Annotated in this window: 10 protein-coding genes and 1 pseudogene; 1 reads left to right on the forward strand and 10 read right to left on the reverse strand. The window is 56.8% G+C overall.

Annotation, left to right across the window (positions count from 1 at the left end; translation table 11 throughout):
• Positions 1-28: 28 nt before the first annotated feature.
• The 9 genes from EZV60_RS17665 to EZV60_RS17705 form a co-directional block, all read right to left on the reverse strand.
• On the reverse strand, positions 29-1,015 hold the full coding sequence (locus EZV60_RS17665) for a type II secretion system F family protein (protein WP_135507160.1): 987 nt from the start codon (positions 1,013-1,015) through the stop codon (positions 29-31).
• 14 nt (positions 1,016-1,029) lie between these two features.
• Entirely contained in the window at positions 1,030-1,998 is a 969-nt protein-coding gene (locus EZV60_RS17670) for a type II secretion system F family protein (protein WP_135507163.1), read from the reverse strand.
• Positions 1,999-2,000: 2 nt separating this feature from the next.
• Positions 2,001-3,386 carry a TadA family conjugal transfer-associated ATPase gene (locus EZV60_RS17675; RefSeq protein ID WP_245306349.1) on the reverse strand — a complete coding sequence of 462 codons (1,386 nt, stop codon included), beginning with the start codon at positions 3,384-3,386 and terminating at the stop codon, positions 2,001-2,003.
• Positions 3,387-3,400: 14 nt separating this feature from the next.
• Positions 3,401-4,615, reverse strand: a complete 1,215-nt coding sequence (locus EZV60_RS17680; protein ID WP_135507165.1) for a CpaE/TadZ family protein — start codon at positions 4,613-4,615, stop codon at positions 3,401-3,403.
• A complete protein-coding gene (locus tag EZV60_RS17685; RefSeq protein ID WP_135507167.1) occupies positions 4,612-5,259 on the reverse strand; it encodes a TadE/TadG family type IV pilus assembly protein in 648 nt (215 codons plus the stop codon). The genes EZV60_RS17680 and EZV60_RS17685 overlap by 4 nt, the downstream gene beginning before the upstream one ends.
• Positions 5,256-5,753, reverse strand: a complete 498-nt coding sequence (locus EZV60_RS17690) for a TadE/TadG family type IV pilus assembly protein (protein ID WP_135507169.1) — start codon at positions 5,751-5,753, stop codon at positions 5,256-5,258. The genes EZV60_RS17685 and EZV60_RS17690 overlap by 4 nt, the downstream gene beginning before the upstream one ends.
• A 16-nt stretch (positions 5,754-5,769) precedes the next feature.
• Positions 5,770-7,293, reverse strand: coding sequence for a pilus assembly protein TadG-related protein (locus tag EZV60_RS17695; protein WP_135507171.1), 1,524 nt, complete (start codon positions 7,291-7,293; stop codon positions 5,770-5,772).
• Positions 7,294-7,303: 10 nt separating this feature from the next.
• A complete protein-coding gene (cpaB, locus tag EZV60_RS17700; protein ID WP_342588814.1) occupies positions 7,304-8,341 on the reverse strand; it encodes a Flp pilus assembly protein CpaB in 1,038 nt (345 codons plus the stop codon).
• A gap of 72 nt (positions 8,342-8,413) precedes the next feature.
• Positions 8,414-8,590, reverse strand: coding sequence for a Flp family type IVb pilin (locus EZV60_RS17705; protein WP_135507175.1), 177 nt, complete (start codon positions 8,588-8,590; stop codon positions 8,414-8,416).
• A gap of 597 nt (positions 8,591-9,187) precedes the next feature.
• Between EZV60_RS17705 and EZV60_RS17710 the strand changes: the two genes are divergently transcribed.
• Positions 9,188-9,967: a response regulator transcription factor gene (locus EZV60_RS17710; RefSeq protein ID WP_167853576.1), complete on the forward strand. Its 780-nt coding sequence runs from the start codon at positions 9,188-9,190 to the stop codon at positions 9,965-9,967.
• A 119-nt stretch (positions 9,968-10,086) separates the two neighbouring features.
• Here EZV60_RS17710 and EZV60_RS17715 read toward each other — a convergent pair.
• A pseudogene (locus EZV60_RS17715) lies at positions 10,087-10,795 on the reverse strand (IS6 family transposase).
• Positions 10,796-11,347 lie beyond the last annotated feature (552 nt).

The raw sequence follows: 11,347 nt of genomic DNA on the forward strand, positions 1-11,347 counted from the left end.
CGGACGCCGTCCCACAGCGTCCCCACTGTCATCCGAACATATTCATCCATCGGATCAGAACCGGTGCGAGACAAATCATCAAAAGCACGGGCATCATGAAGAGCGCCAAGACGGCTGACATCTGTACGGGAAGCCGATTGGCCTTTTCCTGGGCTTTCAGCTCTCGGGTCAAACGCATTTCATTCGAAAACCGCTCCAGTGCCGTCGATACGCTTGTGCCGAACTGGTTTGACTGGAGAATCACGTTGCAGAAAGACGCAAGCTCGTCGACGCCGACACGTTCGGCCATGTCAAGCATTGCCGCCTGCCTTTCCTTGCCAGCCTGCAGCTCCAGTTGAAGTATCATGAACTCCTGAGAGATTTCAGGGGCGGCATGTGCAAGTTCATGCGAGACGCGCACCATCGCGGCATCAAATCCGAGGCCGGCTTCCATCGCAATCTGCAACAGGTCGAGCGCGTTCGGCAAACTGTACTCAATCGCCTTGACACGCTTTCGGATCCGGGCGCGCAGCCACAGGATCGGGCCATAGAACCCGACAACCAAAAGAGCGGTCACGATCTGCATCGCGTTTATCCAGGTCAGGTTCTGTAACAACTTAGCAATATGTAACTTGGCCTGAATTTCCGGCGAAAGCGCCATGGCTGCGATGAATAGGGCCGGCAGCGATACCCCGATGATCGCGCGGAATGTATAGAAAATCCGGACTGAGTTCTTACGCTTGACACCGGCACGTTTGAGCTGAAGTGCGATTTTCGACCGTTCCTCGCGCGAGGATGGAACGAAGGCTTGCAACAGGCCGTGCGGGTCGCTGTTGTTCCCCTGAATCAGATCGAAATCTTCACCGTGGGGGCGGCTTACGGTACCGGCATGCATGCGCCGCATTTCAGGTGCCGTTCCGGCCAGCATACCTGAAAGGCCATAGATAATGACGAAGACGCTCAGGCCGATGCCACCAAGAACGACGTATTCCGGTGAGGCCGTTAGGTCACGAATGAAGTCTTGAAAGGCGTCCATGAAAGCTCCTCCGCTCAAAACTTGAACTTGACGAGCCGATGCAGGATCAGCCCTTGCGCCATGACAAGACCCACGATCGCCAAGGCGAAATACGGGAACTTCGGGTCGCCGCGAACGTCGCCGTAGAATGTCGGCGTGGTAAGTTCGATAGAGAAATATATGAGGACCGGAAGGAAGGTGAGGATGAAACCGCTCAGACGTCCTTCGGCTGAGATGGCCTTGATCTTCTTGCGCATATTGTGCCTGTCGCGAATGACCTGAGACAGCACGTTCAGGATACGCGAGAGATTGCCGCCTGTGCCGTGCTGAATTCCGATTGCCACGGCCAGATACCGGGCATCCTCGGTCGCCACGCGCTTTGCGAAATCGTGGAAAGCGGTGCCAAGATCATCCCCGAAATTGATTTGATCTGCGATGAGGCCGAACTCCGAGCCGATCGGATCGGGCATATTGGTTGCGACATTACCGACGGTAACGGTCACGGGATGGCCCACCTTCAATCCCCGAGCCATGAGATCGAGGGCATCGGGCAATTGCGTGGTGAGCTTCTTGATCCGCTCGCTTTTCATCTGCATCAGAACAAATAGAGGAAGAGCGACCGCAAGCACGACGCTGAGCCCACCCGACGGACCGGCAGGCAAGACGCGTACCGCAGCGAAAAACGCGGCCACGGCGATCAGCCCCATGCACAGGAAAACCCAAAAGGGCCCGACGGAAACGCCAGCCTGCAGGAGCAATCTCCGAAGGCGCATGTAAAGCCCGCCTTTTTTTTCGGGCCCAAGCAAGGCCGTGTCCCGCAGCAGTTTCAAGGCGTCTTCGGTTGAGCCACCCCGCTGGACCACCCGCATCCGTCGATTGCGTGCCTCCGATTGCGTTTCGCGGCGGAAAAACAGTTGTTGCAGCCCTTCATAGGTCAGAAACACACCCAGAAAAACGCAAACATAGATTAAGACGTTGACGGTATGCGGAAGCTGGTCGAACATCTCTAAACCCCCATGCGCTTGAACATCTCAGGATTCACCTTGACTCCTGCCGACACGAGTTGATCGAAGCAGTGCGGGCGAATGCCAGTGGGCATGAAGTCTCCTAGCACAGCACCGCTGTCTGCCCTGCCTCGACGCTTGTAGACGAAAATGTCCTGCATGGTGATCGTGTCATTCTCCATGCCCGTGACCTCGGAAATGCTCACGACACGGCGGCTGCCGTCGCTCATCCGGCTAAGCTGTACGACAATTTGGATAGCCGAGGAGATCTGTGAGCGGATCGTCTTGATCGGGAGTTCGGCCCCCATCATCGTCACCATTTGTTCGACGCGGCCCAGCGCGTCACGTGCAGTGTTGGCGTGCACAGTGGTCATCGACCCTTCGTGACCGGTGTTCATGGCCTGGAGCATGTCGAAACATTCGGCACCGCGAACCTCGCCGACGATGATCCGGTCGGGGCGCATCCGAAGCGCGTTGCGAACCAAGTCGCGTTGAGAGATGACGCCTTGCCCTTCGGCGTTGGGCGGGCGCGTTTCCAACCTGACAACGTGTTCCTGTTGCAATTGCAGTTCGGCCGCATCCTCGATTGTGACGATACGCTGCCTGCTGTCCACGAAGGACGAAATCGCGTTCAGCAGGGTCGTTTTGCCCGATCCGGTTCCCCCCGAGATCAAGATGTTGAGACGCGCATCGACGAGCGCCTCAAGGAGATTCGCCGCTTGCTGGCTCAGAGCACCCTGTTCGACGAGCCGCTCCATGGTCAGCGGTGTACGCGAGAACTTGCGGATCGAAAGAGCCGGGCCATCCACCGAGCAGGGGCGGATGATCGCATTCACGCGGCTCCCATCCGCGAGCCTTGCGTCGACCCAGGGCTGCGACTCGTCGATGCGCCGCCCGACCTTCGTGACGATCTTGTCGATGACACGCAGCAGATGCCTTTCGTCACGGAAACGCACCTTCGATCTTTCCAGCAGGCCGTACCGCTCGACATAGACCTTGTCGTAGGAATTGACGAGAATGTCGTTGATCGTGGGGTCCTCAAGCAGAGGTTCCAATGGTCCGAGACCCATCACCTCGTGGATCAGTTCTTCGACCAGGGCAGAGAAGGCCTCGGATCGCATGTAAACGCCTTCGGCTTCGATCAGGCCGGTCACGAGCGACGCGATCTGACGCTTGAGCTCCGAGCGCTCGACCTTGTCGATCATGGCCAGATTGAGCCGGTCCAGCAACTCGCCGTGAAGGCGGTTCTTGAGCTCCAAATGCGCCTGAAGGTCCGGATCTTCTGCGGGCGCATTTGTGTCTTTCGCAGCCGGGACCTCGATCTTGCGTTCGAGCTTGAGCACGTTCGGCTGCGTCTCAGCCCGCCTCGAGCGATATTCCTTGAACACGGCTATTCCCCCTATCAGCTTGTTTTTCTTTTGATTTGTTCTTTGGCGAAAACCTCTGCGGCCATCCGCGCGAACGCCTTGCTCAGGTCGGAGCGTGGTTTCAACTCGACAATGGGACGCCCCAGGTTCACGGCGCTTCTGGCCAGCTTGGGATTATCCGGCAACCAGTGCTGAAGCCGCGTTTCAAGAACCTTTTCGGCTTCGCGCATATGTTCAGACTTGATGAAAGGTTTCTGGTCGCGATTGATGACAATTTCGACTGGCAGTCCGACGTTTTCCTCTCGGTAAAGGTCGATCAGTCGACGTGCCTGCCGGACACATGGCACGCTGGTATCTGCAACGAGTAAAAGTTGGCTCGCCTGTTTCACGACCGGTTCGACCCAGTCCACGACGGCGCGTGGGAGGTCGATCACGATGTAGTCGTAACGCCTCTTCAGCAGGGCGATCATCGTCTCGACAAGGTCTGCCCGGAGCGATTGCAGGGGTACGAGAGGCAATGGCGCGCAGAGCACGTCGACCCCCTGTCCATGTTTTTGCAGGGTAGAGACCATGAAGTGATCGTCGGGCTCTTCTGCGGACTCGATCAACTGGAGGAACCCTCCATTGTCTTCAAGATCGAGAAAGACGTTGGCATTCCCAAATTGCAGGTCGAAATCGAGCATCACGACGCGATTTCTTTCCGCCTTGTGGAACATGGACGACCGGTCAGCCGCAAGCGCGCAGGCGAGGTTCACCGCGACGGTCGTTGCACCAGCCCCACCACGTGCCTGGGTGACAGGAATGATTTTTCCCAGGGCTGCAGGTCCGGTGTGCGTGGATTGCGCCGCCGTCCGGCGCCGCTTGATCTGTTCATCGACAACCGCCTTCAGGCCGTCACCGTCGATCGAAAGCGGGAGAACCTCGTCCACCCCTATATCACGCAGTTTGCGGGCTTTCGTGATCGAAACATCCGACTTCGTCATCGCCAGGAACACCGTGTCGTCATCGCGGTGCGACAGCAGGTCCCTGAGGGCATTCACTTCGTTTTCATCGTCAGGATCCGTTTCGATGATGACCACGTCCTGACCGAACACCAGGTCGACGGCACGTCCGTTCATGGCGGTGAATGACTCCGTGGAACTCTTCACCCTGTTGTTATCCGACTTGGGAAAGACTTCGGTGATGATCTCCACGAAGGCGGCTCTCGGGGAGACGACCAGCAGTGATCGGGATTGTGACTGGGTCTTCATCCTGACTCTCCTAGTGCAAGATCCTCTGCGGGCAGCGACACGCTGAAACTCGAATACGTCGCAGAGGATCCGATGGGGCTACTGGTGGCGCCTGCGGCATTCGCGAGGCTTGCCAGCGGCGAAACGAACTGAAAGTCGTCGAGGTCAAGTTCGACCGTGACCATCGGTGTGTAGGGCCCCCCGAGAAAACCAAGGTTGGGGTCGAACGCGTAGGAAAACTGGAGCGAGTCGATTGTCGTGCCGTGTGGCAGTAACGGATTGATGCGCGTCCAGATTTCAGAGGCTGTCGCGTTCGAGGCGCTGCCTGAGCACGAGACGGTCGCGACACTTAAGCAGACCCCAGCGCCAGCGCTGCACGAGGTACCGAAGCGCGGAGGCGGCGCGGCGCTTCCCCGCTGATGGATTTGCGGGACACCTGCGCAGGCCGGTGGGCGGACAACCGCGATTCGCGCCGCGATCTGCGAGGCCGTCTGAGCTGTGACGCCGCTGTAAGACAGGCGCCCGAAATCCAGCAGTGCCATAAAGAGAAAAAGGAACAGCGAAACGACAATCGCGAACTCTACAAGAACACCACCAGCCTCGTCTTGCGAGAACCTGGTCACGCGTTGGGCTGCCGCGCGGGAGATATGCTCTACGCGCGTCATTGCCCGAATATCCTGGCGTTGTCCGCCACGTCCGTCGTGACAGAGGAGATCGCGTCGCCAAAGATGTCGAGGACCCCGCCCATCGGGAATTGAATGGTCACGTTGGCGCTGACCCGCCCGACCGGGGCCGGGCTGACGCGGTAGCTGCCCGTTATGCACGAGAAGCTTGGTGTGACCGAGTTAACCGTTACCTTGGACGGGAAAAGAGACGTTCCTCCGATATCTTTTTCGACAATGCCTTTCAGTGTCGTGGACAGGCCGGCGACACTTCCACCTGCATCGCAAATATCGGCCGGTGTCACGCGGGCCATGTACCGTCCGGCGTCCCTGACGCCGGCGATGACCGACTGGTAGGACCACATCATGCGCGCCGCCTCGATGGTCAGCGCAAAGAACAGGAGCATGATCGGTAGCACGAGTGCGAATTCGATAAGCACCGCACCGCTTTCACTCGCGGTGAACCGTTTAATCGAGAAGGAGGATGAAAGCTTCATAGATCCGCTCCCCCCTTCACCGGTACAACTGAACGACATCGCGGAAGATACCGCCAAAACCACTGGAGCCTCCACCCGCGCCGATGGCATCAGGAAAGCCGACGACTTCTCCATGAATGTCGAAGCTGGGCGGCGACCCGCCGTCATCTCCCACCGGTTCGGTAAGGAATATACTGACGAACTTGGTCACTGGCACACCGGTTGTGGCGCCTGAAATCACCGTCTTGCCGCAGTCTACACCGGCGGCGGTGATGACACGGCGTTCGGGGCCGCCCGGCGTCGCACCGGAGCAAATCGGGCGTCCGGTTTCAGAAAGAGAAGGGTGCAGGATGGCCTTGGATGCGGTCGTGTCGCCATAGGCGATCTCTCGGAGATACATGCCAAAGCGGGTGCCGGCATATTGCGTGTTCGCCGCTGATAGCGGCGGCAAAGCGGCGTCACTGCCTATGCCGTCCGCGGTGCCGTCTACGAGGTCGTAGTTCATGTTCAGATATCCGGCACGGTCCCATGTGCCGTCTCCGAACCGGTTGTTGCCGCCGCAGCTTCCCGCGTTTAGGCACAGGTCGCGCCCCAGTGCCATCGTGTCACCAGTTGGTTCTTCGTTGCCCTGGATGCAGGCGCCTCCGCCGTTCTTCTGGATCCCCTTGATAACGTTTGGCGCCGGGGCGAAGTCAGGATTGTCCTTTTCTCCGTTGAGAACCGATCTGTAGATATCGAAGCGAACGTTAAAAGCGGCGTTCGTGATACCGACCTTTTGACCGGGTTCGGTGTCGATGCCATTGGTCAAAACGCACTGGGTGATCTGCTTCTGAGCGGCGATCAGACAGGCCAGCTTATTGCCACCTTCATCCGCGCACACGCCCGAGGTGTCTTCGAAGGCGGCCAAGTCGATGAAGCCAAAATTGCCTGGACCCCATGCCGTCCCATTTCCGCCGCTACGCAGGAGGATCTGATCTCCGACATCCAGTGTCGTCTCCCAGTTCGTAGGTAGACAGAACATCAAGGGCGAGACATCGCACGCCGCTTGTGTGAAACCTGCCACGGCCTCGGCAGAGACGTCTGTGTTTGAAAAACCATTCCCACCGAGCAACTTGTTCAATGCCGAGGCGAGGACCATGCTAACGGATTTCGGCGTCAGAACGACCTGGACGAACTTGGCCTCATTCGGATCGGTCGTCGCGTTCGCGCCCAAAGGCGTCAGGTCCGATGGCGGCAGGGCCGAGTGAAAGGTAAGCGTGTAATCCGCGGCGCCGGACAGCGCACCGGACCCGTTCGCAAATGTCTGGCTATCGTTTATCAGGTTGGCGGCCGCATTGGCTGAGCGGGTGATCGCGTCATTTTTGCCATCCAACTCCCCAGCCGCTGCAAGCGCGACATGGTCGGCGAAGGCCTGCATCTCGGCTTGGGTGGCACTCAGACGACCGACATCGAGCGTAATTGCAAGGAAGCCTAGAAATGCGACGAGTGACGTGCCCCAAAGGATCGCGATCGTCCCGGTCTCGTCCGCGTAGAACCTCGATATGATGCGATTAAGCCGCAAGAGGTCTCTCCTATTGGCCGATCACTTGCGTCACATCGACGTCGCGGGCCTCGGGCGCGGCATGGACGGGTTTGCCCCCATCGGTCTCGGAATTCGACGGACGCTCGGTTTCCACAGACGGAGTGCCCGGTTGCACTGGGTTTTGCGTCATCGCTGGTTTCACGGCGGGGGCGATGTCCAACGTGCTACGCGGTATCGTGACAATCTCGGACTGGGTGCCGCGACGTACTCGTATCGTCGGTTGCTTCTCAACCTTTTCCGCGGGACCTTCCTCTTGCAGCAGGTCGCGCAACCGCACCATTTCCATCGGGTTGTCTTCGACACCGTCCAAGGTCCGCAGGGTAAGGTTGAGCGTTCCAGCCTTCTGGGCCAGAGCGAGGCGTTGTCCCTGTTCCGGCGTCACCTCGACGGTGATTGTACGGGCCACCTCTGGTGTGTCCTTGAGTTCCTCGGATTGCTGATCGACGCCGATCACGCGGATATTCTGAAGAATTGTCACCGCCCGAAGTTCCATTTGCGCCCCTTGCGTCAGGACGATGTCGACAAAGTCGCCAGGCGTGACGAAGCCGCCAACGGCAGTCGCGGCATCGACCTTGATCGCCATGGCGCGCGTGTTTTCGCCAAGCTTCTGCACCAAAGTCACCTTCTCGCCGAAGGCTGAAACCTTAGAGGCCAGCACCACGTCTCCCGGGAAGAAACGACCCTTCGCCCGGCGCAGCTGTTCTCGATCGTTGGGAACAAGGTTGGCAAGATCGAAGAAAGCCCCGGACGGCAGTGCCTCTCGAGGCCATTTGTGTAGTGTTACAAGGTGGCCTTCGATTGCCTGACCGAACGCGATTTCAGAGCGCGCGACGTAGATCTCGACAATCTCAGAATCCGGAGCGGCGTTTGCGTTCCGCGCCTCACTTAGTATGAAGTCCTTGGCCACGAAGACGGACCCTGCTGCGATCGCAACTCCAAAAAGTGTCGTGAGTATCGGCTTGGCACGCATCTTGGCCCCCAGGAATGGATTTGAAAACAGAATTGTCCGAGTGGAAGAAGTTCGCATTCCTCTCGGGTTCTTCTGCGCCGGTGTGAAAGACAGCGGCGCAGAAAGTTGGCTGTAAATTGCAGGACTGGTTTAGCAGGTCGCGCTGCCCAAAGTGTCACATGCGCCCAGAACGTTGTTGTTTGTCTGAGTGCCGAGGTAAGAGAAGCCACCGGCAGCGATGGATCCCACGACAAGGAGCGCAAGACCGTATTCTACGATGGCTGCGCCGCTTTCGTCCTTGGCGAATTTCTTCAAAAGTTTGATCATGTCTTCCCCCTTAAGGATTTGTAAATTGAACCCGGACAAATTTCGGGATGTAAGCTTGGCAAGGCATTGCCTCAGCTCGGACATCACAATATCGCGGCAGGCCGCGGAGACGCTTCCGTCAAACGATGCAGAAATTCATCTTTAAATTGATTTTGTTTCGCGACGATCTTTATCGGCGGGAGAAGTTTATATGCCTTGACGTCGGGGAAACACGTGAGACCGAATCATCTGACACTCGAATTCGGTCGACGGCCCGCCACAAATGAGACGGAATATGTCTCCAATCATGGCACTTTTGTGACTTTATCCACAAAAGCGCACAAACGCGGCATTGCGTGATAATAGCTGCAGATGAATCTGTGATATCATATTTTATATGTAAAAACATATACTTAAGCATTTAATCTGAAGACTCTTCCGAAAAGTGTGCTGCCCTGATTGCGCCATAATTCTTGCCACGAGAAACTTATCCACAGATAGTCAGATCCGTGGTTGGGGGCCACTTTCTTTCCTGCTTCTTGTGTAGGAAGAAAAAAGGTTGGGTTAATGGGGACTAATGTTTTTAGCCGTAGTCACGCGTCTGCAAGCTTTGGACTAGTGGCACAATGGGCAAATGCACTAAACGGTAACGGTGATCTTTCCGAGTGTCTTGAGCAGTTGTTGCGGCTTGTAAGGGCTGATGCTGCGATGGTCGCACGAATCTCTTTATCGGGGTCGCAAACCAGATACATCGCCCGCTGCAATCGTCGCAAAGGAGAGGTCTGGCCGGTGCAACCGCGCGCATTTTCCAAGGAACTGTTGGGAAACTGGTTGCCTTCGGCCAAAAGCGGGTCGGTTTGGAGGCTTTCGGATTTGGCCCGCACGAATACGGACCGCGAAAGCGGTTGTGATCTGCAAATTGACCGATTTGCCGAAATCATCGCGATCCCTCTGGGGAAGGCACATGAAATTGTGGATGTTCTTGAGTTGCAATACCTGAACAAGCCCGCAGAACACGATCTTGATATCGTTCTTATTCTGACCGGGACCCTTTCGTCATGCTGGCAAAGCAGAGCATCAGGCCTGATTGCGAAGACGCTGGCGCAGCGACAACACGTCAAATGCGTCGACGCCCCCTACAATAGCGATGTTCCCTTGTTGGATGTCGAGAATCCGGCGCAATTAAGCCGATCGGAATTCCGCATTTGCACCCTGTTGAAAGAGGGAATGACAGTTGGAGTGATTGCTCAGACCCTCTCGATCGCCCCGGCAACAGTCCGCACTCACCTGAGTTCTGTGTTCTCGAAGACGGGTGCCTCCAACCAAGTTGAGCTTCTGCATAAGCTGAATAGACAGAGCCCAATCTTCTCCGACGTTGCGAACCGGCTTTCAATTTAGGTTTTACATAGTCCATCGCCTCGACAACACCATCGACAGCAGAAAACGCGCGTCTTGCTCGCGGCAGGTGCTGTCAGACATATTCGAACGCGTCTCAGTTCGGACAGTGAGGCTGTTGTTTATGCCATGCAGAGATCGCACCACTCAGCGAGAGCAGCGGCGCGGTTTCGCTTGAAATTTTGTCTGCTGCAGAGGTTACGCTCCGCGTTGAAAAGATTGTGGATTGAGTAGTGGACGGCGGCGAATTTCTGCAAACTTCGCATGCGCCGGAACCGGGACATCGCGCTCTCTCTTCGTCGAAATGGCAGGTGTGAATTCTCGGCCCGATTATTCAGTCAGCGCCCTGTACGCTGCCGATCCGCATTTGCGATTTCTTTCATCGCGGCCCCGTAGGAGCGTAGCTGGTCAGTGACGATCTTTTCTGGTTGACCGTAGCACTTCATCAATTTCTTGAGGAATTTCAATGCTGCCTTACGGTCACGACGCTTGGTGACCAAGGCATCAAGTACCTCGCCTTCGTGATCGACGGCGCGCCACATGTAATGGGTCTCGCCGTTGATCTTCACGAAAACCTCGTCGAAGTGCCACTGGTGGTTCAAGTAAGAAACGCATCCGCTGGATCCTGGTCTTGCGGATCTCAGACGCGCAAAGCGGGCCGAATCGCATCCACCAAAATCGGACGGATTCATGGCTGACGTCGATGCCGCGCTCGTGCAGGAGGTCCTCGACATTGCGCGGCGACAGCGGAAACCTGACGTACATCATCACCGCCCGACGGATGACCTCGCGGCTGGTTCGGAAGTAGCGGAACGGGTTGGGCTTGGTCATTCAGGAAGGGTAGGTGGCGCTCAAGCTCATCGTAAGTTCATCCCTTTGACAATGCCTCGCCAGACGTTTCCTTGATGCCTCAAAGGCGGAAGTTGTCTACCTAATTTGGTTGTCGGAAAGGGCATGCGCTCTTGGCGAACGGATCAAGGCCATTTGCTTTTCAAACCAGTACAACCAGAATGCTTAAGAACCCAACGACGATGATAGCAATCTGGGGCGTCTTCTGCTTTCTGAGCACATCCTGTGGAAGAGGCGTTATCTCGACATCATCGATTTCGGAAGGTCTAGATTTCATCATTGCTAACATTTCACTCGGTACCAGCAATGCGATCTAATGGTTGGGTCGTCTGACGCTACTTGTGCGGAAAGCCCTTTAAATATGCGTGCTAATGGATGCCGAAGACCGAACTCCGGAACTTCGCTCCACGCACAACTCACTCGCGATCCGACCGGTGAACCGCGCCGGGTTTGCCGGAGGCTCCAACTCCTGAGTAGGATGGAGCATCATGAGCAAGACAACGAACAAGTATTCCCCTGAAGTGCGCGAACGAG

The organism is Roseovarius aestuariivivens (assembly GCF_004761875.1).
GTDB classification, from domain to species: Bacteria; Pseudomonadota; Alphaproteobacteria; order Rhodobacterales; family Rhodobacteraceae; genus Roseovarius; species Roseovarius aestuariivivens.